Raw genomic sequence first — 25129 nt, 5'->3', positions numbered from 1 at the left:
ATCTGACGGCGCGGAATTCAGAGCATGCCGCTCATCTTGAGATAATAATTTTCCGCGCTGTCGTCGGAAGCCGCTGCGGGCGTGCCTTGCTGCCCGTCGCCCTCATCATTGGCGGCGATGCGTTCTTCCGTATCGTCCTGACCGTCGGAATTTTCAGCGCCCGGCTCGGCCTCACCTTCCGCTTCCTCCTCGGAAAAAGGTCCGCCGCCGCGCGGTGGTGTTTCCGATTCATGGTCCTCATCCGCCGGCGGATAGGCGACGAGCGGCAGCGGCGTGCCGTCTTTTGCCAGAGCTGCGGCGATCAAGGATTGCGAGGCCGATTGCTCCAGCATCGCCATTTTCGTCTCCGGGTCCAGTGCGCCGCGGAGCAACGGCTGGGCATCGGGGCGAGGGGCCGCCGTCTCCGCTTCCTCACCCGCGGGGCGGGCAGCAGCGGTTGCAAGGGCCGACTTTTCGGTGGGCTGATCATCGGGCGTTTGCTGCGCAACATCCTGCGGCGCGGGTGGGAGCTGCTGAGTGCCGGTCGCCTTGGCCGGAAGTTTGCCGGCCGTAGCGGCAAGCAGCAGGGTGTTCATGGTTTCGGCGTCGTCTGCAAGCGTGCCGGATGGCGGGGTAAGGCCCGTGCGGACGTCTTTCTGCTCCGTCTTCACCATGTCCCGATGCGGAAGGGCAGGGCGTATCTCGCCGGTTTCGGCGCGAGGCGGATTTGCCGTGCGGGTTTCTGCCGATGCCTCCTTTGCCACGCTGCCGGTTTGTGGCGGAAGCGGACGTGCGGTGTTTTCGGTCTTTCCATCCGGTTTTGCGGCATCGGTCGGCACATCATGTGTATCGGCAGTCGGAGTGGAAAGTGTGGACCGGGGATCGAGCTGCGCTGTTAGCGCCGCCACCGTGGCTTTCACCGCTGCACCGCCAAGGGCGAGTGGGCTGGTGAGCAGAGGCAGGAGCCGGCTGACGGTCGCGGAATTCGCCGCCTGCGCCGTCGCGGCCGGAGACGGACGACCTTCCGCATTCTGGCTCGGGGCGTTCTGTTGTTTCGGCGGTTGCGCGGGAGCGGGATTGGCGGAATTGTTCTGCTGATAGGAGGAAACCACCGCCTTTGCCGCAAGATCCGTTCCCCGGGAACGGGAAAGCTCGATCAGCAAAGCCAGACGGGCGGCATCCGGCCCGGTCGGCTGTTTCAGGATTTCGGCGAGCATAGAAAGGCTCAGGCCCTGCAGGGCTTTGCCGACCTGCTGTTCCAGTGCCAGCCGCTGTGATGCCGGCAGGGTGCGCAGGGCCTGCGTCAGCCGTGACACATAGGCCTCTATGGCTTCACCGTCACGACGGGGCAGGTTCATCAGCTTTCCGAGCGCTTCCGCGAGAACCGCGGTGCTGCGGGAAAGCTGGAATTCGCTGGTGAGGGAGGCGATTGTCGCGCGGGCGAAAAAGCTGCTGCCATTTTCAGGAAGAGGATTGTTCGTTTGCGGCGGCACGGCCTCTTTGACCTGCGTGCGCGGTGTCAGCGGGACCGTGGTTCCATAGGCGGCATCGCTTGCCGCAATTTTCGGTACAGGCGGTAACATGCTGCGCTCCGTTCCTATCGGTGACCGCCGCTGGCTGCGAAAGGACCAATCCCCATTGGCTCTTTGATCCGCATCTGGCTCGAATGTTGAAAAATCGCCGCGCCGGTGATGTACAGGTGTCATCTCGCCCGCTCATGCGGGAGCGCCGTATGCGCCTCTGGTCCGAATGCCAGCTCTTTTCTGCGCATACAGAATCATCGAACTCAATCTTGGCTTGCAGATATTAATATTTGGCTAACCAACGCATTGCGGCCGGCCGATGCCGATCAGGGAGAAACGCCGAGAAACATGCGGTAAAGGCCGTTATCGTCGGAGTTGACCGAGGAAATATGGTCGGGATCGCTGGTTATCGCCTCAAAAGCCTCCGGCGGCATGGCATCGAGCCAGCTTGCCTTGGGAAGGCTTCGCTCCGGCTGCATCTCTACCGGCTCGAAGAGATTGTCCTCCTCGCCGGGCGCGGTGAAGACGGCATCATCCGGAACGAGCGGCGGGGCGGGCATGGATAGCAGCGCCTGCGCAGCATTGGGTTCGGTGTCGTGGCCGGCGCTGCCGGAGAGGCCGGAAATATCTGTCATGTTTGAACTCACATCATGTTTCGCTCAAGGGTCGATCGTAAGCGGCAATCATGCCGCCTTTTTCTTCAGCAGTTCATAAAGGCCATTGTCGTCGATCGAGATCGGCAGAATGGCGGCGCGGTCGCCTTCGACAATTGCATGCGCATCGAGCAGCTTTTCGGCGTCATCCTCCGCATCGGCCGGATTGGTGGCCGCGTCTGTCGTCGCGGGTTCACTATCGTTTTCAGCCGTGGCGGCTTCCTGTGCCGGCGCGGAGGCGAGCACGGAAATCAGGGCGATTTCCGATGAAATATCAACCGGGCCCTGTCCCTCGGCATCGTCCGTTTTTTCCCCGGTGGAGGCATCGATGTGCTCCTTCACGACGTCCTGAAGTTCCTGCACGTCTTCAAGCTTGCCCTGCACATCGAGGGCCTTGATATCTTTTTCGCGCTCGGCCTTCACTTCGGCATCGTTGATTTCGCCGATGCGTTCTTCACCACGTTCGGCCTGCAACTCTTCCTTGGTTTTCGGGTCCGCGACATCTTCGAGGCGCTGGATGATCTTCAGGGTTTCCCGCGTCATGAAGCGGGTACCCTGCGCCTGATCGTTCAGGGCATCCTTCACGGCGCGCGCCTCATCTCCATAGGGGTTGGCGATGGCGGCGATCATCTGCCGGGCGGAGATGCCGAGTTGTTTGAGGCCGGTGGATTCTTCGAGTTCGCTGACATTTTTCGGCAAGGTCGCGCGCATCGCCATGATGGCTTTTGACATCTGCTCGCCAAAATCCTCTTCCTTGCCCGTCAGGCCGGCACCCTTTGCGATACGGGCGGCGAGGGCGGCCATGGGATCGGTCTTGGCGGTGACGCCATTGTTCAGCACGTCCGTGACCTGCGTTTCCGAAACGCCGAAGGAGGTCAGGGAAATCGTGGTGGCTTTTCCCTGCGCATCGGTCTTTTCGAAATTGTCGGTGAGGGTCAGGGCATCCTGAAGCCGCCGGGCGAAGGAGAAACTCGACTCGTCTGCTTCCTGCGTGACGCCGAGGGCGGAGGAAAAGCGCGAGACGAGGGAGGCGAAAGCATCGGCGTCCGGCTTCATGATGCCGAACAGGTAGGAACTTATCTTTTCATTAGCGACGCGATGGCTTTCGTCCGGCTGCGGCTGGGTCTTGACCGCATCGTCCTTTTTGGTGCCGCTTGCTTTTTCCTGCTCTTCGCGCTGGCGTTCCTCGATGGCTTCCACCATCGACCGCATCAGATCGCTGACTGCAATGCCCGCCGTCTGCTGTAGCGGAGTAATCATCTGGAAAGTCCCCGGCCGCCCAAAGTTGCGGCCGAGAATAGGCAGTTCTGGTAAATCAGTGCTTAAACCAGGCGCCGAAATGCTCAGCTATGGGCGAAAATATCCGTTTCTTCCCAACCCAGAAGATCAAGCTTCGCACGCGTCGGCAGAAAGGCGAAACAGGCATCTGCATGTTCGATGCGGCCATCGCGGATGAGGCGTGCCGTCAGCTTGTCGCGCAGCGCATGCAGATAGAGCACGTCGGAGGCGGCATATTCGAGCTGTGCGGGCGACAGCGTTTCGGCCGCCCAGTCGGAGGATTGCTGCGCCTTGGAAATATCGACTTCCAGCATTTCCTTGAGATTGTCCTTCAGCCCATGCCGGTCGGTATAGGTGCGGCAGAGACGTGAGGCGATCTTGGTGCAGAAAACCGGCGTGGTCGTGACCCCGAAGGTGTGGAAGAGAACGGCGATGTCGAAACGGCCATAGTGAAAAATCTTCTGGCGGGTGGGGTCGGCCAGCATCTGGACGAGGTTCGGCGCTTGCCTCTGGCCGGCGGCGATGCGGATAACGTCAGCCGTGCCATCGCCGGAGGAAAGCTGCACGACGCAGAGACGGTCGCGGCGCGGCACCAGCCCCAGCGTTTCCGTGTCGATGGCGATGGCGCCCTTGTAGCGCGCGGCATCTTCGGCGGAAATATCGCCTTCGTGATAACGGATGGTGGCTGCCATGTCTTGCTCCGGAAATTTCCTGTCTGTGGCACCGGCTATAAAGGAAAGAGCGTCTGGACGATACCGTTTTATGGGTCGTTTCCGTGCCGCTGCGGCTTGCCTTTGCGAAACAGCCCGGGTTAGGTTCGCAACATCCTTTCCTGACAGATCGCATGAATTCCCGATGACAAAGAAAATCTATCTCGCCGGCCCGGAAGTCTTTCTCCCGAATGCGCGTGAAATGCTCGACCTCAAGGCGTCACTGGCGCGGGAAGCCGGCTTTATCCCGCTTTCGCCGGGCGACCTGCAGATTCCGCCGGCGGATACCAGGATTGGCCACGGCTGCAACATCAATGAGATCGACGAGCGGATGATGCTGGAGGCGGATGCGGTGATTGCCAATCTCACGCCGTTCCGCGGTGTCGCCGCTGATACCGGCACGAGCTACGAACTGGGCTTCATGTGCGCGCTGGGCAAACCGGTTTTCGCCTATACCAATGTCGCGGCCAATCATTTCACCCGCATCAAGGCCCATTATGACGGCGTCGCCACGCTGGATGAAACGGGCCGGTATCGCGGCCCGGACGGGCTTTCGATCGAGAATTTCGACATGGTCGACAATCTCATGCTGCATGGCGGCATTTTGCGGCGCGGCGGTGTCATCATCGTGGGTGATGCGCCGAAAGACGCGCTTTATACGGATCTGACCGCCTACCGGCGTTGTCTCGCGGCGGCGGCTGAAAAATTACTGACACAGACTGACCCTGAAAAAACGACTTTAGTGGAGGCATCATCATGAGCGGCACCATTCTCATCACCGGCGCGACATCCGGTTTCGGGCAGGCCACGGCGCGGCGTTTCGTCAAGGAAGGCTGGAAGGTCATCGGCACGGGCCGGCGGGCGGAACGGCTGGAGGCTCTTTCGGCTGAACTCGGCCCTGCCTTTCACGGTGTCGCCTTCGACATCACCGACGAGGACGCAACCGAAAAGGCGCTGGCGGCTTTGCCTGATGGCTTCAGGGATATCGACATTCTCGTCAACAATGCCGGTCTGGCGCTCGGCACTGCGCCCGCGCCACAGATCGCGCTGAAGGACTGGCAGACCATGGTGGACACCAACATCACCGGCCTCCTGAACATTACCCACCATTTGCTGCCGACGCTGATCAAGCAGAAGGGCATCGTCGTCAATCTCTCGTCCGTTGCCGCGCATTACCCCTATACGGGCGGCAATGTGTATGGCGGTACCAAAGCCTTCCTGCGGCAGTTTTCGCTTGGCCTGCGTTCCGACCTGCACGGCAAGGGCGTCAGGGTAACCTCGATCGAACCCGGCATGTGCGAAACGGAATTCACGCTGGTGCGCACCGGCGGCAACCAGGAAGCTTCGGATAATCTCTACAAGGGCGTCAATCCGATCACGGCCGATGATATCGCCAATACGATCTATTGGGTCGCCTCTCAGCCGAAGCATATCAACATCAACAGCCTTGAACTGATGCCGGTCAACCAGTCCTTCGCCGGTTTCCAGGTCTATCGGGAAAGCTGATTTATCTTTCCTTTTTGGGATTGCTGAAAAACCGGGCAGGCCTCCGGGAGCTATGCAGAAATGCAATGCTGCATTGCGAGACTTGCTCTGGAAAAAAATGCGGGGACCGCTATATTTCAATCATCGACGCGACGCACTCCTCCTCCCAGTGTCGCTCGATGTGGATCGGTGGTACTCCTCCTCCCAATCACCGATCAAGTTTGAAGCCTGCCGCACCTCCTCCCGCGGCAGGCTTTTTCCTTTTCAGGACATCTTTTCCTTTGGAAGTTTTTTGCGTCGGTCCGGCTTTTCGCGGAAAGTGCCGCTATACCCCTTGGATTTCCGGGGGATTTTAGATTTCTGCGTCAAGGCAAGCTGTGCGGGAATCGGGCGTATATCGATCACGATTTCGTTATGTCTAGATGAATATGCACAGTTTTGTGGCGCTGCGCCCTGTCGGCCCATTGCTTAGGCCCCTGCCTGTGTTTAAGCATGTCGAAAAGAACGCTTGGGAGGTGCCGGCACGTCTGTGTCCGCGCGCCCGAAAGCGGCGGGGAGAGAATGGCAGAGTTTCAAGAGGCGCTGAAGCGATTTCAGCCGATCGCGGTTTCATCGATCGCTGAAGACGAGTTCGGATTGCGACTACGCGGCCTTCAGGCGCGGATGATCCAGTACAATGTGAAGGCGGTCTGGCTCGATGCATCATCGTCGCTGACCTATTATACCGGCCTGTCGCTTGGCCTTTCCGAGCGCATTCACGGTGCTCTCATTCCGGCCGAAGGCGCACCGCTTTATATCAGCCCGACCTTCGAAGAGCCGAAACTGCAGACACTCATCCGCATTCCGGGTGAAGTCGCCGTCTGGGAAGAGGATGAAAGTCCCTTTGACCTGATGGCAAGACGGATCGGCGCACTTTCCGCTCCCGGTCATTTTGTCGCCATCGATCCCGCAACCCCCTTTGTCTTCGCATCTGCCCTGATGCAGCGTCTGGAAGGCCGGATCATTTCCGCCCAGACGATGATCGTCGCCCAGCGGCAGGTCAAGTCCGCGGCCGAAATCGCCCTCATCCAGACGGCGATGGATGCAAGCTATGGCGTGCAGAAGGCTGTCTTCGAAGGGCTGCGTCCGGGTATCTCCACCACGGAAGTCGCCGATTTCGTCAACGCCGCCCATATTGCGCTCGGCCTGAAACCGCTTTTCGTGGCTGTGCAGTTCGGCGAGGCGACGGCCTATCCGCATGGCGTGCCCTATGGGCAGACGCTGAACGAAGGCGATATGGTGCTGGTCGATCTCGGCGCCATTCTCCACGGCTATCGTTCCGATATCACCCGCACCTATGTCTTCGGCAAGCCGACAGAGCGCCAGCGTTTTCTCTGGAACGCCGAGCGCGACGCGCAGGCTGCGGCCTTTGCGGCTGCCCGCCTCGGCGCTGCCTGTCAGGATGTCGACAAGGCGGCGCGCGACAGCCTGCAAGCGGCCGGTTTCGGCCCTGGTTACCAGGTTCCCGGCCTGCCGCACCGCACCGGTCACGGGCTTGGGCTGGATATTCACGAAGAACCCTATATCGTTGCAGGAAATGCCACGGCGCTTGAGCCGGGCATGTGTTTTTCCATCGAGCCGATGCTGTGCGTTTATGGCGAATGCGGCGTCCGTCTCGAGGATATAGCCTATATGACGGAGGCGGGGCCGCGCTGGTTCTGCCCACCGGAGAAGAACCTCGCCCGGCTGTTTCAGCCGGTCGCCGGGTAATTGGTCGGGAGGCAAAGGACCGAATGGCGACACGGGTTTCCGCGTCGCCGCTGACCAGAAGAGGTAGGCCCCCAAACGGGGCCGCAGGAACTCAGAAAAAGAGGGAAAGGACCACCAGATGAAAACGCTGACCCGCAGTTTGCTTATCGCCTCTGCGCTTGCGATGGCTTCCGCCATGCCAGCCATGGCAAAGACCTTCGTTTATTGCTCCGAGGCATCGCCGGAAGGCTTCGATCCGTCGCCTTACACCGCAGGCGGCACCTTCGACGCTTCCGCGCATCCGGTCTACAACCGTCTGACCGAGTTCAAGAAGGGCACGACCGAAGTTGAGCCCGGCCTTGCCGAAAAATGGGACGTTTCGAGCGATGGTCTGGAATACACCTTCCACCTGCGCAAGGGTGTAAAGTGGCACTCCAACGACAAGTTCACGCCGAGCCGCGATTTCAACGCCGATGACGTGATCTTCAGCTACGACCGCCAGCGTGATGCGAAGAACCCGTGGAACCAGTATATTGCAGGTATCACCTACGAATATTTCAACTCCATGGAAATGCCGTCGCTGATCAAGGACATCGTCAAGGTTGACGATTACACCGTCAAGTTCGTGCTGACGCGTCCGGAAGCCCCGTTCCTCGCCAACATCGCCATGCCTTTCGCCTCGATCGTGTCGAAGGAATATGCCGATGCCCTGGACAAGGCCGGCACCAAGGAAGACTTCAACAACCTGCCGATCGGCACGGGCCCGTTCAAGTTCGTCGCCTATCAGAAGGACGCGGTCATCCGCTACCAGAAGAACGCCGACTACTGGGGTGAAGCACCGAAGATCGACGACCTGATCTTCGCGATCACGCCGGACGCCGCCGTTCGCCTGCAGAAGCTGAAGGCCGGCGAATGCCACCTGATGCCTTACCCGGCACCGGCCGATCTGGCCGCTATCCGCGCCGACAAAACCCTGAAGCTCGACGAGCAGCCGGGTCTGAACGTCGCCTATTTCGCCTACAACACCACCGTTGCACCTTTCGACAAGCCGGAAGTGCGCAAGGCGCTGAACATGGCGATGAACAAGCAGGCGATCATCGATGCCGTGTTCCAGGGTGCAGGCCAGGTTGCCAAGAACCCGATCCCGCCGACCATGTGGTCCTATAACGACAGCATCAAGGACGATTCCTACGATCCGGAAGCGGCCAAGAAGGCTCTCGAAGCCGCTGGCGTCAAGGATCTTTCGATGAAGATCTGGGCAATGCCGGTTCAGCGTCCCTATATGCCGAACGCACGCCGTACGGCCGAGCTGATCCAGGCGGACTTCGCCAAGGTTGGCGTCAAGGCCGAGATCGTGTCCTACGAATGGGGCGAATACCTCAAGAAGTCGACCGAAGTGAACCGCGACGGCGCCGTCATTCTCGGCTGGACGGGTGACAATGGTGACCCGGACAACTTCATGGGCGTTCTGCTCTCCTGCGCTTCCGCAGGCGAAGGCGGCACGAACCGTGCGCAATGGTGCAACAAGGAGTTCTCCGAGCTGATCTCCAAGGCGAAGCAGTCCACGGATGTTGCCGAGCGCACCAAGCTTTATGAGCAGGCGCAGGTGATCTTCAAGGAACAGGCTCCGTGGGCGACGCTTGCGCACTCCACGCAGTTCGTTCCGATGTCCGCCAAGGTTTCCGGCTTCACCATGAGCCCGCTTGGCGACTACACCTTCGAAAACGTCGACATCGCGGAATAATCCCAAACAACGGACGCGCGGAAGAACCCTGTTCTTCCGCGCGTCTTTTCAGGAAAAAGCCATGATCCGGTTCATTCTCGGCAAACTTCTCTACCTCGTTCCGACATTTCTCGGGATTACCTTCGTCGCCTTCGCCTTCGTGCGCGTCCTGCCGGGCGATCCCGTGCTGTTGATGGCGGGCGAGCGTGGCATTTCGCCAGAGCGGCATGCGCTGCTTGCCGAACAGCTCGGCTTCGCCCAGCCCATCTGGCAGCAATATCTGCATTTCCTCGGACGGCTGCTTCAGGGCGATCTCGGCAATTCGCTGGTCACCAAGAAACCCGTTCTCACCGAGTTCCTGTCGCTTTTCCCCGCGACGGTCGAGCTTGGCCTTGTCGCCATCATCATCGCAACCCTGATCGGCGTGCCGGTCGGCGTCATCGCCGCCATTCGCCGTGGTTCCTGGTTCGACCAGATTTCCATGACGACCGCGCTTGTCGGTTTCTCCATGCCGATCTTCTGGTGGGGCCTGCTGCTGATCATCATGTTCTCCGGCATCCTGCAATGGACACCGGTATCGGGGCGCATCTCGCTGATGTATTTCTTCCCCTCCGTCACCGGTTTCATGCTGATCGACAGCCTGATTTCGGGGCAGAAGGGTGCCTTCGTGTCGGCCTTTTCGCATCTCATCCTGCCGTCGGTCGTGCTTGCCACCATTCCGCTGGCCGTGATTGCCCGCCAGACGCGTTCGGCCATGCTGGAAGTCATGGGTGAGGACTATGTGCGGACCGCGCGTGCCAAGGGCATGTCGTCCGCCCGCGTCGTCGGCATTCATGCGCTGCGCAATGCCATGATCCCGGTCATCACCACCATCGGCCTGCAGATCGGCGTGCTGATGGCTGGCGCCATCCTGACCGAAACCATCTTTTCCTGGCCGGGCATCGGCAAGTGGATGATCGATTCCATCTCGCGCCGCGACTATCCGGTCGTGCAGAGCGGCCTGCTTCTGATCGCGGGTCTGGTGATGATCGTCAACCTGCTCGTCGATCTGACCTATGGCCTCATCAATCCGAGGATCCGTCACAAATGACCGATGTGACCACCACTCCCGGCGTCCGCCTTTCGGACGCCGCCATCCGCCGCCGGATGCTTGCCGATTTCTGGTTCTATTTCCGCCAGAACCGCGGCGCCGTCATCGGCCTTGCCGTCTTCATCCTGCTTGTGCTGGTGGCGATCTTCGCGCCCATCCTTGCACCGCATGATCCGACCCAGCAATATCGCGACGCCCTGCTCGTCCCGCCGGTCTGGCAGGAAGGCGGCCGTGCCGGCTTCTTCTTCGGCACCGATGCGGTGGGCCGCGACATGCTGTCCCGCCTGATCTATGGCGCGCAATATTCGCTGTTCATCGGTGTCGTCGTCGTTTCCATCGCGCTTGTCGGCGGCATCGTCATCGGTCTCGTTGCCGGCTTCTTCGGCGGCTGGGTCGATACCGTCATCATGCGCGTGATGGACGTCATTCTGGCGTTTCCGTCTTTGCTGCTGGCGCTGGTGCTGGTCGCCGTGCTCGGGCCGGGCCTCACCAATGCCATGATCGCTATCGCCATCGTTTATCAGCCGCACTTCGCGCGTCTGACACGTGCGGCCGTGATGAGCGAGTTGCGCCGTGAATATGTCACCGCTGCCCGTGTGGCGGGGGCCGGCAATCTCCGGCTGATGTTCAAGACCATCCTGCCGAACTGCCTTGCACCGCTGATCGTTCAGGCGACCTTGTCCTTCTCGTCCGCGGTTCTCGATGCCGCCGCTCTCGGCTTCCTCGGTATGGGCGCGCAGCCGCCTGCCTCCGAATGGGGCACGATGCTGGCGGAAGCGCGCGAGTTCATCCTGCGTGCCTGGTGGGTCGTGACCCTTCCCGGCCTGACGATCCTGATCTCGGTGCTCGCCATCAACCTGATGGGCGACGGCCTGCGCGATGCGCTCGATCCCAAACTGAAGCGGAGCTGAGCGATGAGCCTGCTGAAAATCAAGAACCTCACGGTCAAATTCGCCACCGCCACCGGCGCCTTCACGGCCGTCAACGGCATCGATGTCTCCGTCGACAAGCATGAGGTGCTGGCGATCGTTGGTGAGTCCGGTTCCGGCAAGTCGGTATCGATGCTCGCCGTCATGGGGCTTTTGCCCGATACGGCGATGATCACCGCCGATGAGATGACCTTCGACGGCAAGAACCTTTTGAGCATGTCGTCGCAGGAGCGCCGCAGGGTGATCGGCCGGGAGATCACCATGATCTTCCAGGAACCCGTCGCCTCGCTCAACCCGTCCTTCACGGTCGGTTTCCAGATCGAGGAGGTCCTGCGCCTCAATCTCGGCATGAGCGGCGCTGCCGCCCGTGCCCGCGCTCTGGAACTGTTCCACGCTGTCGGCATTCCCGATCCCGAAACCAAGCTCAAGGCATACCCGCACCAGATGTCGGGCGGCCAGTGCCAGCGTGTGATGATCGCCATCGCGATTGCCTCCAAACCGCGCCTCCTGATCGCCGATGAGCCGACGACCGCGCTCGACGTGACGATCCAGAAGCAGATCCTCGACCTGCTGATGAAGCTGCAGGAAGAGTATGGCATGGCGCTGATCCTCATCACCCATGACATGGGCGTGGTGGCGGAAACCGCCGACCGCGTCGTTGTGCAATATAAGGGCCGCAAGATGGAGGAGGCGGATGTGCTGAGCCTGTTCGAGGCTCCGCAACATCCCTATACCAAGGCATTGCTTTCGGCCCTGCCGGAAAATGCCACCGGCGACCGTCTGCCCACGGTCTCCGATTTCTTCGGCAAGGAGGGCGTTCAATGAGCATTGTTGTCGAAGGCAAGGGCATTACCCGCCATTATCACGTTCCCGGCGGCCTGTTCGGCGGCGCGAAGACCGTTCAGGCCCTGAAGGGTATCGATTTTGCCGTCGAGCGCGGCAAGACACTCGCCATCGTGGGCGAATCCGGTTCAGGCAAGTCGACGCTTGCCCGCATCATCGCGCTTATCGACCCGGCATCTGGCGGTGAGCTCAAGATCGAAGGCAAGCCGGTCGATATCGCCAAGCGTCGCCCGGACACACAGATGCGCTCCAAGGTGCAGATGGTGTTCCAGAACCCCTATGGCAGTCTCAACCCGCGCCAGAAGGTGGGGGACGTGCTGATGGAACCGCTCGTCATCAACACCAAAATACCGGCTTCGGAGCGTCGCGAGCGGGCCGAAGCCATGCTGGTGAAGGTCGGCCTCGGCCCCGAGCACTTCAACCGCTATCCGCACATGTTCTCCGGTGGCCAGCGCCAGCGTATCGCCATTGCGCGCGCATTGATGCTGAACCCGGCGCTGCTGGTGCTGGACGAGCCGGTCTCGGCACTCGATCTTTCGGTGCAGGCGCAGGTCTTGAACCTGCTGCGCGATCTGCAGGAAGAATTCGAGCTGACCTATGTTTTCGTCAGCCACGATCTTTCCGTGGTGCGCTACATCGCCGATGACGTGCTGGTCATTTCCAAGGGTGAGGCAGTCGAGCAGGGCACGCGCGAGGAACTCTTCGCCGACCCGAAACACCCCTATACGCGCCAGCTTTTTGCTGCGACACCGATCACGGATGTCGATGCCATCCGCGCCCGCGTGGAACGCCGCAAGGCGGCGCGGCTGGCCGTGACGGCTTGAGCGGTGAGATTAGTATCGGCAGCCTAAGCCTCGCCAGGCTGCCGATAACCTTCTCTCACAGGCCCGAGCATGACGATGGCGCGTTTCCCGCCAGCTCGTTTCAGGACTTCAAAAAACGCTCGATGGCTGCCAGTGCACCTTGCTCCCGAATATCGCGATAGGCGGCTTTCAGGCTGGAGACGAGGGTCTCGTTTTTCGGCAGGTCCTTGCCAAAGGTGCGTTCGAAAGTAAGAAAACGGTCGACCACATCATCCGGCGCCATTGCCAGCTGGTCCGGCGCATCCCACTCCTTGAAAGCGGGATCGAGAATGGTGATCGGCTGCCCCTTTTCATTCCTGACCGCACAGGATCTGATCCACAGGGCGATGGCAAAAATGATGGCCCTGCTTTCGGCCTTTTCCGCCAGCAATTCGCGCAGCGGAGCAAGAATGCGCAAGGGCACCTTCTGCGAGGCGTCGGAGGCGATCTGCATGGTCCTGTGCTGCAGCGATGGATTGGCGAAACGCTGCCGCAGGCCTGCCACGAATTCCGCACCGTCGACGGCGGGGTCCAGCGTTCGGTCGACTTCGCGCCAATAGGCATCGATGAAATCGCGCACGGTTTTTTCGGCCCATGCGTCGGCCACCGTCGCAAGGCCGGCGATCTGGCCGATGGCGGCGATGGCGCTGTGGGCGCCGTTCAGCATTCTGAGCTTCATATGTTCGTATGGCTCGACATCGCCGACAAATTCCACGCCCGATCTTTCGAGCGCCGGCCTTCCATGCGGAAAGCGGTCCTCGATGACAAAACGGAAGTAGGGCTCGGCCACCACGGGCCAGACATCGCGCAGGCCAAGCGCCGCCGAGATCACATCCCGGTCCGCATCGGTGGTGGCGGGTACGATGCGGTCCACCATCGAGCAGGGGCAGGCAATATTGGCTTCTATGAACGAGGCCAGCTCCGGATCGGCCAGTTCCGCAAATTCCAGCAGCAGCTTTCGCAGCACATGGCCGTTGGCAGGCAGGTTGTCGCAGGAAAGAAGCGTCAGCGGCAGCGAGCCTTCATCGCGCCTGCGCCGCGTGGCTGCAAGGATGAAACCGAAGATGGAGCGTGGTCGGTCGGGGTTTTCAAGGTCATGGACGATATCGGGATGATCGCGCAACAGGCTGCGAGAGGCGAGATTGGTCAGGTAGCCCTTTTCCGTCACCGTCAGCGTGACGATGAGGACACCCGGATCGGACAGCCGCTCCACCAGCCGTTCGGGGGCTTCTGGTGCGACGATGGTTTCCAGAATGGAGCCGATGATCCGCAGCCGCTCGCTCTGGCCGTCTCGCAGGCAGAATGTGTAGAGATTGTCCTGCGGTTCGATGGCGTCGCGGGTATCCGGGCTGCGCAGCGACGCGGCAACGATACCCCATCGGGTTTCGCCGCGATTGAGGCAATCATCGATGAAAACCGCCTGATGCGCCCGGTGAAAGGCCCCGACGCCGAGATGCACGATGCCCGGCGTGACGGTCTGGCGATCATAGGCGGGCGGTGCGACGGATTGCGGTAGGCGGGTAAGGGTGGCAGCGGAAAGCCGGTCTGTCATCGATACGAAATCCCTGTCTCGAAGGATAAATCCATAGTTCGTGCCGCGTCCATCGCGGTATTCTGGTTTTCGCGCATCATGTCAGTTTCTCCCCCTGTTCCTGAACCGGTCATATTTCGATAGATTAGCCCCGGGCCTCTTTGAGCAGCCGGACCTGGCGCAGTGTATTTTGCCGGCTGCGTTCGAGATGCCGCCACAGGGCATCGACGATCTGCGCCTTGCTGCCGGCGGCGATGGCGTCGGCGATATTCTGGTGCTCCTCGACCGAGCGGGCGTAATCGCCGAGGATCGAGACGAACACCGTGTGCGTCTGGTCGAGAATACGTTCATGTGAGCCGGAAATGACGGGAATGTGTGCCGCCGCAACCAGGGCCGTGTGGAAGCTGCGGTCATGAAAAAGCGCCTTCGACAATTCGTCCAGCGTTGAACCTTTGGCGAATGCGCGGTGTTGCGCCAGGTTTTGCAGCAGCCGCGCATGCAGCGCCTCATTCAACTGCCCGGCATCAAAAGCCACTTCCACCGCGCCTTTTTCGAGCAGCATTCGGGCGGCGTAGAGTTCTTCCACATCCTCGACGGTAAAATCGCGCACCACCATGCCGCGCCGTGAGGAATTGACCACCAGCCCGTCAGCCTCGAGCTTCAGGCAGGCTTCCTTGACGGGCGTGGGGCTGATGCCGAGATCGGCCGCAAGCTCATTGGGCAGCAGCCGTTCGCCGCCGCGCAATTTGCCGCTGACGATGCGGGCGCGAAGTTCCCGATGCGCCTGATCGGCGAGTGTGACTTTGACCAGCGTGTTCATGCCGGCATCATCACCCAGCTTCGCAGGGCAGGCAATGGCTGAATATTAAAAATAAAAAATTTTTTATTTACAAAGGCTGTTTTTCGGTTAGCTCTATCCCCCATTGGAAACCAACCGCCGGAGGAGGGCGGGAGGTCGCTCCCCAGAAAACCGTCACCGTGCCCATGGATCGCGGAAGGCTGGTCCGTTCCTCCTCGCAAGCCGTTCAAGCAATGAGGAATGACCGATCATGAAAATAACCGCTGTCGAACCTTTCATCCTGCATCTGCCGCTGACCTCGGAATCGATTTCCGATTCCACTCACAGCATCACCCATTGGGGCGTTGTCGGTGCGAAAATCACGACGAGCGACGGGATCGAGGGTTATGGTTTCACCGGCACCCACGCACATCTGCCCTCCGACAGGCTGATCACATCCTGCATCAGCGATTGTTACGCCCCCTTGCTTCTGGGTGAGGATGCATCCGACCATTCAAGGCTCTGGACGAAACTTGCCCGTTATCCGGCACTGCAATGGGTCGGCCGCGCGGGCATCACCCATCTGGCGCTCGCCGCAGTGGATGTGGCGCTCTGGGACATCAAGGCGAAAAAGGCAGGCGTGCCGCTCTGGCATCTTCTCGGTGGCGCTCGCACGGCGGCGGTGGAGGCTTATAATACCGATATCGGCTGGCTGTCCTTCACGCTGGAAGACTTGCTGGCGGGCAGCGCCAGGGCGGTGGAGGAAGACGGTTTCACGCGCCTGAAGGTCAAGGTCGGGCATGACGATCCGAATATTGATATTGCCCGCCTTGCCGCCGTCCGCAAACGTGTCGGTTCCACGATCCGCATTGCCATTGACGGCAACGGCAAGTGGGACCTGCCGACATGCCAGCGTTTCTGTGCAGGGGCGAAAGATCTGGATATCTACTGGTTCGAGGAGCCACTCTGGTATGACGATGTGACGAGCCATGCGCGGCTGGCGCGCAACACCTCCATTCCGATTGCGCTGGGTGAACAGCTTTATACGGTGGATGCGTTCCATTCCTTCATCGATGCCGGCGCGGTTGCCTATGTCCAGCCGGATGTGACGCGGCTTGGCGGCATCACCGAATATATCCAGGTCGCCGATCTGGCGCTTGCGCACCACCTGCCGGTGGTGCCGCATGCCGGTGAAATGAGCCAGGTGCATGTGCATCTGAGCTACTGGCATCCGGCATCGACCATTCTCGAATATATTCCGTGGATCAAGGACCATTTCGAGGAGCCGATCCATGTGCGTGATGGTGTTTACAAACGGCCCGAGCAGCCGGGTGCGAGCACCACGCCGCTGGCTGAAAGCTTCTCCCGTTATGGCAAGGCGGTGAAATAAAAAAGGCGGCGCAGGGAATGCGCCGCCTTGCTCATTTTCGGGAACAGCCGTTATCGCCAGCCGAGAGCCGGCGCCACCTGCTTCAGGATCGTCTCGATCACATGGGCGTTGTAATCGACGCCCAGCTGGTTCGGCACGGTCAGGAGCAGCGTGTCGGCTTCGGCGATGGCTTCGTCGGCCTTCAGCTGTTCGATCAGCTTTTCAGGCTCGGCGGCATAGCTGCGTCCGAAGATCGCGCGGGTCTTGTCATCAATATAACCGATCTTGTCGTCGCCTTCGTTGCCGTAACCGAAATAGGACCGGTCGCGATCATTAACGAGCGCGAAGATGCTGCGGCTGACTGAGACACGAGGCTCACGCGTATGACCGGCCTCCTTCCAGGCTTCCCGGAAGGTGCGGATCTGCTGCGCCTGCTGAACATGGAAAGGCTCACCCGTTTCATCCGTTTTCAGGGTGGAGCTTTGCAGGTTCATGCCGAGCTTTGCCGCCCATACCGCCGTTGCATTGGAGCTCGAGCCCCACCAGATGCGCTCCCGCAGTCCTTCGGAATGCGGTTCCAGACGCAAAAGGCCGGGCGGGTTCGGGAACATCGGCCGCGGGTTCGGCTCGGCGAAACCTTCGCCCTTCAGAAGCTCGAGGAAAACCTCGGTATGCTGCCGCGCCATGTCCTCTTCGCTCTGGCCTTCGGCCGGGCGATAACCGAAATAACGCCAGCCATCGATCACCTGCTCGGGCGAGCCGCGGCTGATGCCGAGCTGCAGGCGCCCACCGGCGATGAGGTCTGCCGAGCCGGCATCTTCCACCATGTAAAATGGGTTTTCATAGCGCATGTCGATGACGCCGGTGCCGATCTCGATATTTTTCGTGCGGGCGCCGACGGCGGCCAGAAGCGGAAAGGGCGAGGCGAGTTGACGGGCGAAATGGTGCACGCGGAAATAGGCGCCATCGGCACCCAGCTCTTCCGCAGCCACGGCGAGGTCGATCGATTGCAGCAGCGTGTCGGCCGCGGAGCGTGTCTGCGACTGCGGCGAGGGCGTCCAGTGGCCGAAGGATAGGAATCCGATCTTTTTCATGATGACCTTCCAGATGTCGGAGGATGCCGGTTTTCACAAACCGGCTTCGTTGTTGTCAGTCATATAGGCAGGGGCGCGTTTCCTCCAACCGGTCATCCATAGACACGGTGTCGCCGAAATGTGAACGATGGCCGTTTCAGGCGATCGTCTTGCGATCGAGGATGAAGAGATTTTCATGCGCGCGCGCGGTGGTAAGAATGAAATCCATCAGCGAGCGCACACGCGGCACGTTGGCAAAATCCTGATGGCTGGTCAGCCAGTAACCGCGCCGCAGCTCGACATCGCCGGCAAGCACCATCTGCAAATCCGGAAAGCGCGCGGCGATGAAATTCGGCAAGATGCAGAGGCCACGGCCGCTGAGCGTCGCTGTCAGCTGCGCGAAAATGCTCGATGACTGGAAGTTGGGTCTGAGGCCCGGCAGCACGTCGCGCATATAATCAAGGCCCGGCGAGAAGATAAGATCCTGCACGTAACCGATGAAGAAGTGATCGAGCAGGTCTTCACGCTTCAGGATTTTCGGCCGCCCGGCGAGATAGGAACGCGAGGCATAGATATGCAGCGTGTAATCGATGATCTGTTCGTTGATATAGGGACCGGCCTTTGGCGGATCGAGCGTCACCGCCACATCCGCTTCCTTTCGGGAAAGCGCCATGATCTGCTGGATCGTCACCATTTCCACCATGATGTGGGGGTGGGTCACGGCGAAGTCCTTCAGCCTTTCCACGAAGAAAAAATTGGAAAAACCTTCAGGGGCGCTCAAGCGCACCACGCCGCGCAGCAGGCTGCCGCTTTCGGATATATCCGATTGCAGCCGTTCAGCCTCCGCCTCGATGCGCTCGACGGTATCCACCAGCCGCCGCCCGACCGTCGTCAGCTCATAACCGCGCGGGTTTCGCTCGAACAGCTTGGTTTTAAGCGAGAATTCCAGCCTGTCGATGTGGCGGGAGACCGTGGCGTGGCTGGTGCGCAGGCTGCGGGCGGCCGATGAGAGCTGTCCGGTGCGGGCCACGGCCAGGAAATATTGCAGGTCGTCCCAGGTGAAAGGGGTAGCCATATTTGTCTCCCGTCAAAAGTTCTGTTCAAAAATGAACAGTTCCTGTTCGCAATTTGATGATGCCCCGCTCTTGTGTCAACGGCCGAATTCGAGAAGTCTAGGCTCAGGATGCATCGCTTTGAGGAGGGCGGTGCGGCCATTCGGGTGCAACGGTTTCGTTCACCGCTGCACAGACAATCTGAGGCTCGCAATCATCTCTGGGAGGAGAAGTCATGCGCAAGAGTATCGTTTTATCCACGGCCATGGCACTGGCCGCCGGCACCGCCGCTTATGCCGCCGAGATTTCGGACGGTAAGGTCAAGATCGGCATCCTGAACGACCAGTCGGGCGTCTACGCCAACTTCGGCGGCAAATACTCTTACGAAGCCGCAAAGATGGCGGTCGAGGATTTCGGCGGCAAGGTGCTCAATGCTCCGGTTGAGGTGGTGACCGCCGACCACCAGAACAAGGCGGATGTGGCATCCAACATTGCCCGGCAATGGTACGACACCGAACAGGTCGATTCGATCATGGAACTGACCTCGTCGTCGGTGGGTCTTGCCGTGCAGGCGCTTTCCAAGGACAAGAAGAAGATCACCGTCAATACAGGTGCTGCAACCACCGAGCTGACCGGCAAGCAGTGCAGCCCCTATGGTTTCCACTGGGCCTATGACACCTATTCGCTGGCGGTCGGCACCGGCGGCGCACTCGTCAAGCAGGGTGGCGACAGCTGGTTCTTCCTGACCGCGGACTACGCCTTCGGTTATTCGCTGGAAGAAAACACCTCCAATTTCGTCAAGGCCAACGGCGGCAAGGTGCTGGGCTCGGTGCGCCATCCGCTCGCGACGACGGATTATTCCTCCTTCCTGCTGCAGGCGCAGTCCTCCGGCGCGAAGGTCATCGGTCTTGCCAATGCCGGCCTCGATACCTCCAACGCCATCAAGCAGGCGTCCGAATTCGGCATCGTGGCGGGCGGCCAGCGGCTTGCCGCCCTTCTCTTCACGCTTGCCGAAGTGCACGGGCTTGGTCTTGAGGCGGCTCAAGGGTTGACGCTGACGGAAGGATTCTATTGGGACCGCGACGATGAATCGCGCAAATTCGGCGAGCGTTTCAAGGAACGCACCGGCGCCATGCCGAACATGGTGCATGCCGGCACCTATTCCGCCGTGCTGCATTACCTGAAAGCCATCGAAAAGGCAGGCACCGACGATGCCGATGCCGTCGCCAAGGCCATGAAGGAAATGCCCGTTAACGATGTCTTCTCCAAGGACGGCCATGTGGCAGCGAACGGCCGCATGATCCACGACATGTATCTCATGGAAGTGAAGAAGCCGGATGAGAGCAAGCAGCCGTGGGATTATTACAAGGTGCTTGCCACCATCCCCGGCAAGGAAGCCTTCATGGACCCCGCAAAAAGCGGTTGCCCGCTGGTGACGCAATAAAAGACTGACGTAATAAAGGGGAAAGTTTCATGACGATCGCTCCCGCCCCCGCCGGGCAGGCCGAACATCGCGTCGTTCTTTCGGCGCGTGGTCTCAGCAAAACTTTCGGCGCATTCGCGGCCGTGAAAAACGTCGATCTCGACGTGCATCATGCCCGCGTGCATGCGCTGATCGGTCCGAACGGCGCCGGCAAGACTACGGTCTTTAATCTGTTGACCAAGTTTCTCCAGCCGACGGGCGGGGCGATCACCTTCATGGGAACGGATATAACAAGGACGCCGCCGGACAAGGTGGCGCGTCTCGGCCTCGTGCGCTCTTTCCAGATATCGGCGGTGTTTCCGCATCTGACGGTTCTGGAAAACGTGCGGGTGGCGTTGCAGCGGCAGAGTGGCCTTGCAACGCAGTTCTGGCTGCCGCTCTCTTCGCTCGACAGGCTGAACGCCCGTGCCGAGGAGCTGATCGCCATGGTCGGCCTGACGCGGGAAAAACATGCACTTGCGGCCGATCTTTCTTACGGCCGCAAGCGGGTTCTCGAAATCGCCACCACGCTGGCGCTCGATCCGAAGGTGCTGCTGCTGGATGAGCCGATGGCCGGCATGGGCGGGGAAGATGTCTCCCATGTCGCCGAACTCATCCGCGAGGTGGCCAAAACCCGCGCGGTGCTGATGGTCGAACATAATCTGAAAGTTGTGGCGGATATCTGCCACCACGTCACGGTTCTGCAACGTGGTGAAATTCTGGCGGAAGGCGATTATGCTGAGGTTTCCGCCGATCCACGCGTGCGCACGGCCTATATGGGCACGGAGGAGGCTTGATATGGCGGCAATGCTCGAAGTCTCCAACCTGAAATCCTGGTATGGCGAAAGCCAGGCCCTGCACGGCGTCGATCTCACCGTCGGCGAAGGCGAAACCATCACCATTCTCGGCCGTAACGGCGTGGGCAAGACCACGACGCTGCGCACCATCATGGGCATCATCCGCAACCGCAAGGGTGTCATCAAGCTCGGCGGCAAGGATCTGATGCCGGTGCCGCTACACCGCACGGCGAAATACGGTCTCGGTTTCGTGCCGGAAGAGCGCGGCATCTTCGCGACGCTGAGTGTTGAGGAAAATCTGAAATTGCCGCCCGTGGTCGCTTCCGGCGGCATGACGCTCGATGAGATATACGAGCTGTTTCCCAATCTTTACGAACGCCGCACCAGCCCCGGCACCAAGCTTTCCGGCGGCGAGCAGCAGATGTTGGCCATGGCGCGCATCCTGCGTACCGGCGTGAAGGTGCTGTTGCTTGACGAACCGACCGAGGGGCTTGCCCCCGTCATCGTGCAGCGCATCGGCGAGGTGCTGCAGAAACTGAAGAGCCGTGGCATGACCGTGGTTCTGGTCGAGCAGAATTTCCGTTTTGCAAGCCGCATTGCAGACCGTTTCTACCTTATGGATCACGGCCAGATGGTTGGCGATTTTCCGGTCGGCGAGCTTTCCGCCCGCATGGGTGAACTCAACAAGGTGCTGGGGGTTTAACCATGACGATGATCTTCGGCGTTCCCATTCAGGCGCTCCTCGGGCAATTGCTGGTCGGCCTTATCAACGGCTCCTTCTATGCGCTGCTGTCGCTCGGTCTCGCCGTCATTTTCGGCCTGCTGCGCGTCATCAATTTTGCCCATGGCGCGCAATATATGCTCGGCGCTTTTGTCGCTTTCCTCGGCCTGCAATATTTCGGCATCAATTTCTGGGTGGCGCTCATCGTCACGCCGCTCGTCGTCGCGCTGTTCGGCGCGATCATCGAACGTTTCCTGCTGTCGCGACTTTATGATCTTGATCCGCTTTACGGGCTGCTGTTCACCTTCGGCCTGGCGCTGGTGGTGGAAGGCACGTTCCGCTGGCTTTATGGCGCTGCCGGGCAGCCTTATTCGGTGCCGCGCGAGCTTGCCGGCGGCACCAATCTCGGCTTCATGTTCCTGCCGAATTACCGCGCTTTCGTTGTCGTGATTTCGCTTATCGTCTGCATCGCCACCTGGGCTTTGATCGAAAAGACGCGGCTCGGCTCCTATCTGCGGGCGGCCACCGAAAACCCGACGCTGGTGCAGGCTTTCGGCATCAATGTGCCGGTGCTGCTGACGCTGACCTATGCGCTGGGTGCCGGTCTTGCCGGGTTCACTGGGGTTCTCGCCGCACCCATCTATCAGGTCTCGCCGCTGATGGGCACGAACCTCATCATCGTCGTCTTTGCCGTGGTGGTCGTCGGCGGCATGGGGTCGATCATGGGCGCCATCGTCACCGGCTACATGCTGGGCGTCGCCGAAGGACTGACCAAGGTGTTCTACCCGGAAGCCTCCAACATCGTCATCTTCGTCATCATGGCCTTTGTGCTGCTCATCCGCCCCGCCGGACTTTTCGGAAAGGACGCCTGATATGTCCAAAGCCACCCATAGCCCCACCGCCGGTACGCTGCCGCAGACGGAAGTTTCGGCGACTGCCGGAACCATCAAGACCATGCTCATTCTGGCGGGGCTCGCCGTCCTCATCGCCGCGCCGATGTTCGTTTATCCGATCTTTCTGATGAAGCTCCTGTGCTTTGCGCTGTTTGCCTGCGCCTTCAATCTGCTGATCGGTTACACCGGGCTGCTCTCCTTCGGCCACGCGGCGTTTTTCGGCGGTGCTGCCTATTTCACCGCCTATTCGGTGAAGGAATGGGGCGTGACGCCTGAGATCGGTCTTGTCATCGGCATGGCGGGTGCTGCCCTTCTCGGCCTCGTCATCGGCTTTTTTGCCATCCGTCGTCAGGGCATCTATTTCGCCATGATCACGCTCGCGCTGTCGCAGATGTTTTATTTCTTCTGCCTTCAGGCGCCGTTTACCCATGGCGAGGACGGGTTGCAGGGCGTGCCGCGCGGCCATCTCTTCGGCCTTCTCGACCTCAATGCGCCGCTCAACATCTATTACACGGTGCTCGCCGCCTTCGTGCTGGCACTGCTGGTCATCTGGCGCTTCGTCAACTCGCCCTTCGGCATGATCCTGAAATCCATTCGTGAGAACGAGCAGCGCGCCATTTCGCTGGGCTACAGCGTGCAGCGTTACAAGCTCGGCGCTTTCGTCATGTCGGCGGCGCTGGCCGGTCTTGCGGGCGGGCTGAAGGCGCTGGTCTTCCAGTTCGCGACGCTGACGGATGTGACCTGGCAGATGTCCGGCGAGGTGATCCTGATGACGCTGCTCGGCGGCATTGGCACCATGATCGGCCCGATCTTTGGCGCAGGTCTCGTGGTCACCTTGCAGAACTATCTCGCGACATCGGATTTCCCGGTCACCATCATCACCGGCCTTGTCTTCATGGCCTGCGTCCTGGTGTTCCGGCGCGGACTGATCGGCGAATTTTACGCGTCGCGGCTTGGGAGAAAACTCGGCTTCCAGCACCGCGGCTAGGTATTTTTGAAAACACAGGAAAAAGCCTCCTCCGCGTCCGGGACGACGCGGCAAGGGCGGCTTATGGAGAAAAACATGGGGGACTATGACTATATCGTCATCGGAGCGGGAAGTGCCGGATGCGTTCTCGCCAACCGCCTTTCGAAGGATCCGAACAACCGCGTGCTGCTTCTGGAAGCGGGCGGCAATGACAATTACCACTGGATCCATATTCCCGTCGGTTATCTCTATTGCATCAACAATCCGCGCACCGACTGGTGTTTCAAGACGGCGGAAGAGCCGGGGCTCAACGGTCGCTCGCTGATCTATCCGCGCGGCAAGGTTCTCGGCGGCTGCTCCTCCATCAACGGCATGATCTATATGCGTGGCCAGGCCCGCGATTACGATATGTGGCGGCAGCTCGGCTGCGAGGGCTGGGGCTGGAACGATATCCTGCCCTATTTCCTGAAGTCGGAGGATTTCTATCGCGGCAAAAGCGACCTGCATTCCGCCGGCGGTGAATGGCGGGTGGAAAAGGCGCGGGTGCGCTGGGATGTGCTGGATGCCTTCCAGAAGGCAGCGGGCGAAGCCGGCATTCCCGCGACCGATGATTTTAATCGGGGCGACAATGAAGGCGCCGGTTATTTCGACGTCAACCAGCGCTCGGGCTGGCGCTGGAACACGGCAAAGGCATTTCTGAAACCGGCACTCGGCCGCAAGAACCTGACGGTTCTCACCAAGGCCCACGTCAAGCGCCTCATCATTGAAGACGGTCGCGTCACCGGCGTCGAGTTCCACCATGACGGCGTCCTGAAAAAGATGCGCGCACGCCGCGAGACGGTGCTGTCCGCCGGCGCGATCGGTTCGCCGCATGTTCTGGAGCTTTCCGGCGTCGGCCGTGGCGACGTGCTTCAGGCCGCCGGTATCGACACGGTGGCGGAGGTTCAGGGCGTGGGCGAGAACCTGCAGGACCATCTGCAATTGCGCATGGTCTACAAGGTCTCCGGCGTGCTGACGTTGAATGAAAGGGCCTCCACCCTGTTCGGCAAGGCGCGGATCGGCCTCGAATATGCGCTGACCCGCTCCGGCCCGATGTCAATGGCGCCGAGCCAGCTCGGAGTTTTCACCCGCTCCTCGCCGGAAAAGGAAACCGCCGATCTGGAATATCATGTCCAGCCGGTTTCTCTCGACAAGTTCGGTGATCCGGTTCACACTTTTCCGGCCATTACTGCAAGTGTCTGCAATCTGCGGCCGGAAAGCCGGGGCTCAGTGCATGTGAAAGGACCGGATTTCGCCATGCAGCCGGAAATCCGCCCGAACTATCTCTCCACCGAAGGCGACCGTCAGGTGGCCATCGACGCGATGCGGCTGACGCGCCGCATCGTCGCCCAGCCGGCCTTTTCCCGCTTCAACCCGCAGGAATACCGGCCCGGCCCGTCTTTCGAAAACGACAATGATCTCGCGAAGGCGGCGGGCGACATAGGCACCACCATCTTCCATCCCGTCGGCACGCTGCGCATGGGGTCGGATGTGGAGAGCGTTGTCGATGCGCGGCTGAAATTTCGCAGGCTCGCCGGACTGCGCGTCGCCGACGCTTCGGTGATGCCGCGCATCACCTCCGGAAACACCAATTCCCCGACGATCATGATTGCCGAAAAAGCCGCCGACATGATCCTTGCGGATAATCGCTGAAAGGAGCGCTC

The 25129-nt window shown here is 60.4% G+C and carries 23 protein-coding genes; 15 read left to right on the top strand and 8 right to left on the bottom strand.

Annotation, left to right across the window (positions count from 1 at the left end; translation table 11 throughout):
* Nucleotides 1–17 precede the first annotated feature (17 nt).
* The 4 genes from O3S81_RS24390 to O3S81_RS24375 form a co-directional block, all read right to left on the bottom strand.
* Nucleotides 18–1562 carry a hypothetical protein gene (locus O3S81_RS24390; RefSeq protein WP_269347373.1) on the bottom strand — a complete coding sequence of 515 codons (1545 nt, stop codon included), beginning with the start codon at nucleotides 1560–1562 and terminating at the stop codon, nucleotides 18–20.
* A 266-nt stretch (nucleotides 1563–1828) separates the two neighbouring features.
* Nucleotides 1829–2137, bottom strand: a complete 309-nt coding sequence (locus O3S81_RS24385) for a hypothetical protein (RefSeq protein WP_269347371.1) — start codon at nucleotides 2135–2137, stop codon at nucleotides 1829–1831.
* A gap of 48 nt (nucleotides 2138–2185) precedes the next feature.
* Nucleotides 2186–3415, bottom strand: a complete 1230-nt coding sequence (locus O3S81_RS24380; RefSeq protein WP_269347369.1) for a hypothetical protein — start codon at nucleotides 3413–3415, stop codon at nucleotides 2186–2188.
* Nucleotides 3416–3498: 83 nt separating this feature from the next.
* Nucleotides 3499–4125 carry a ribonuclease D gene (locus O3S81_RS24375; protein WP_269347367.1) on the bottom strand — a complete coding sequence of 209 codons (627 nt, stop codon included), beginning with the start codon at nucleotides 4123–4125 and terminating at the stop codon, nucleotides 3499–3501.
* Nucleotides 4126–4288: 163 nt separating this feature from the next.
* Between O3S81_RS24375 and O3S81_RS24370 the strand changes: the two genes are divergently transcribed.
* The 8 genes from O3S81_RS24370 to O3S81_RS24335 all read left to right on the top strand — a co-directional run bounded on the left by O3S81_RS24370 (nucleotide 4289) and on the right by O3S81_RS24335 (nucleotide 12765).
* The gene (locus O3S81_RS24370; protein ID WP_269347365.1) at nucleotides 4289–4903 is read left to right on the top strand and encodes a nucleoside 2-deoxyribosyltransferase; all 615 of its coding nucleotides are present in this window, start codon (nucleotides 4289–4291) and stop codon (nucleotides 4901–4903) included.
* Nucleotides 4900–5649, top strand: a complete 750-nt coding sequence (locus O3S81_RS24365; RefSeq protein WP_269347363.1) for an SDR family oxidoreductase — start codon at nucleotides 4900–4902, stop codon at nucleotides 5647–5649. The genes O3S81_RS24370 and O3S81_RS24365 overlap by 4 nt, the downstream gene beginning before the upstream one ends.
* Nucleotides 5650–6189: 540 nt before the next feature.
* Nucleotides 6190–7377, top strand: coding sequence for a M24 family metallopeptidase (locus O3S81_RS24360; protein WP_269347361.1), 1188 nt, complete (start codon nucleotides 6190–6192; stop codon nucleotides 7375–7377).
* A gap of 118 nt (nucleotides 7378–7495) precedes the next feature.
* Nucleotides 7496–9100: an ABC transporter substrate-binding protein gene (locus O3S81_RS24355; RefSeq protein ID WP_269347359.1), complete on the top strand. Its 1605-nt coding sequence runs from the start codon at nucleotides 7496–7498 to the stop codon at nucleotides 9098–9100.
* Between the two features lie 61 nt (nucleotides 9101–9161).
* Nucleotides 9162–10169: an ABC transporter permease subunit gene (locus tag O3S81_RS24350; protein ID WP_269347356.1), complete on the top strand. Its 1008-nt coding sequence runs from the start codon at nucleotides 9162–9164 to the stop codon at nucleotides 10167–10169.
* Nucleotides 10166–11080, top strand: coding sequence for an ABC transporter permease subunit (locus tag O3S81_RS24345; protein ID WP_269347354.1), 915 nt, complete (start codon nucleotides 10166–10168; stop codon nucleotides 11078–11080). The genes O3S81_RS24350 and O3S81_RS24345 overlap by 4 nt, the downstream gene beginning before the upstream one ends.
* Before the next feature lie 3 nt (nucleotides 11081–11083).
* Nucleotides 11084–11923 (top strand): ABC transporter ATP-binding protein, encoded by an 840-nt coding sequence (locus O3S81_RS24340; protein WP_269347352.1) that lies wholly within the window; start codon nucleotides 11084–11086, stop codon nucleotides 11921–11923.
* Nucleotides 11920–12765 carry an ATP-binding cassette domain-containing protein gene (locus O3S81_RS24335; protein WP_269347350.1) on the top strand — a complete coding sequence of 282 codons (846 nt, stop codon included), beginning with the start codon at nucleotides 11920–11922 and terminating at the stop codon, nucleotides 12763–12765. Before O3S81_RS24340 ends, O3S81_RS24335 begins: the two co-directional genes overlap by 4 nt.
* A 100-nt stretch (nucleotides 12766–12865) precedes the next feature.
* Here the strand turns inward: O3S81_RS24335 and O3S81_RS24330 are convergent, their stop codons facing one another.
* Both O3S81_RS24330 and O3S81_RS24325 read right to left on the bottom strand, forming a co-directional pair.
* The gene (locus O3S81_RS24330) at nucleotides 12866–14335 is read right to left on the bottom strand and encodes a mannitol dehydrogenase family protein (protein ID WP_269347348.1); all 1470 of its coding nucleotides are present in this window, start codon (nucleotides 14333–14335) and stop codon (nucleotides 12866–12868) included.
* Between the two features lie 124 nt (nucleotides 14336–14459).
* Complete coding sequence (locus O3S81_RS24325; RefSeq protein ID WP_269347347.1) at nucleotides 14460–15134, bottom strand: GntR family transcriptional regulator; 675 nt, start codon at nucleotides 15132–15134, stop codon at nucleotides 14460–14462.
* Nucleotides 15135–15363: 229 nt separating this feature from the next.
* Here O3S81_RS24325 and O3S81_RS24320 point away from each other — a divergent pair, with 229 nt between their 5' ends.
* Nucleotides 15364–16482: a mandelate racemase/muconate lactonizing enzyme family protein gene (locus tag O3S81_RS24320; RefSeq protein ID WP_269347345.1), complete on the top strand. Its 1119-nt coding sequence runs from the start codon at nucleotides 15364–15366 to the stop codon at nucleotides 16480–16482.
* A 50-nt stretch (nucleotides 16483–16532) separates the two neighbouring features.
* Here O3S81_RS24320 and O3S81_RS24315 read toward each other — a convergent pair whose 3' ends face one another.
* Both O3S81_RS24315 and O3S81_RS24310 read right to left on the bottom strand, forming a co-directional pair.
* Nucleotides 16533–17555 (bottom strand): LLM class flavin-dependent oxidoreductase, encoded by a 1023-nt coding sequence (locus tag O3S81_RS24315; protein WP_269347343.1) that lies wholly within the window; start codon nucleotides 17553–17555, stop codon nucleotides 16533–16535.
* 136 nt (nucleotides 17556–17691) lie between these two features.
* Nucleotides 17692–18609, bottom strand: coding sequence for a LysR family transcriptional regulator (locus O3S81_RS24310; RefSeq protein ID WP_269347341.1), 918 nt, complete (start codon nucleotides 18607–18609; stop codon nucleotides 17692–17694).
* Nucleotides 18610–18821: 212 nt separating this feature from the next.
* Between O3S81_RS24310 and O3S81_RS24305 the strand changes: the two genes are divergently transcribed.
* The 6 genes from O3S81_RS24305 to O3S81_RS24280 all read left to right on the top strand — a co-directional run bounded on the left by O3S81_RS24305 (nucleotide 18822) and on the right by O3S81_RS24280 (nucleotide 25118).
* Nucleotides 18822–20030, top strand: a complete 1209-nt coding sequence (locus tag O3S81_RS24305) for an ABC transporter substrate-binding protein (RefSeq protein WP_269347339.1) — start codon at nucleotides 18822–18824, stop codon at nucleotides 20028–20030.
* Nucleotides 20031–20059: 29 nt separating this feature from the next.
* Entirely contained in the window at nucleotides 20060–20845 is a 786-nt protein-coding gene (locus O3S81_RS24300; protein ID WP_269347338.1) for an ABC transporter ATP-binding protein, read from the top strand.
* Nucleotide 20846: 1 nt separating this feature from the next.
* The gene (locus O3S81_RS24295; protein ID WP_004437876.1) at nucleotides 20847–21548 is read left to right on the top strand and encodes an ABC transporter ATP-binding protein; all 702 of its coding nucleotides are present in this window, start codon (nucleotides 20847–20849) and stop codon (nucleotides 21546–21548) included.
* A gap of 2 nt (nucleotides 21549–21550) precedes the next feature.
* Nucleotides 21551–22438, top strand: coding sequence for a branched-chain amino acid ABC transporter permease (locus O3S81_RS24290; RefSeq protein ID WP_269347335.1), 888 nt, complete (start codon nucleotides 21551–21553; stop codon nucleotides 22436–22438).
* A gap of 1 nt (nucleotide 22439) precedes the next feature.
* Nucleotides 22440–23447, top strand: a complete 1008-nt coding sequence (locus O3S81_RS24285) for a branched-chain amino acid ABC transporter permease (RefSeq protein WP_269347333.1) — start codon at nucleotides 22440–22442, stop codon at nucleotides 23445–23447.
* Between the two features lie 75 nt (nucleotides 23448–23522).
* Nucleotides 23523–25118, top strand: coding sequence for a GMC family oxidoreductase (locus O3S81_RS24280; RefSeq protein ID WP_269347331.1), 1596 nt, complete (start codon nucleotides 23523–23525; stop codon nucleotides 25116–25118).
* Nucleotides 25119–25129 lie beyond the last annotated feature (11 nt).

It is taken from the genome of Agrobacterium sp. SOY23, assembly GCF_027212525.1.
Classification (GTDB): domain Bacteria; phylum Pseudomonadota; class Alphaproteobacteria; order Rhizobiales; family Rhizobiaceae; genus Agrobacterium; species Agrobacterium tumefaciens_I.
Note: the sequence above shows the minus strand (reverse complement) of the source record. Positions and strands in the feature narration are given on the sequence as shown.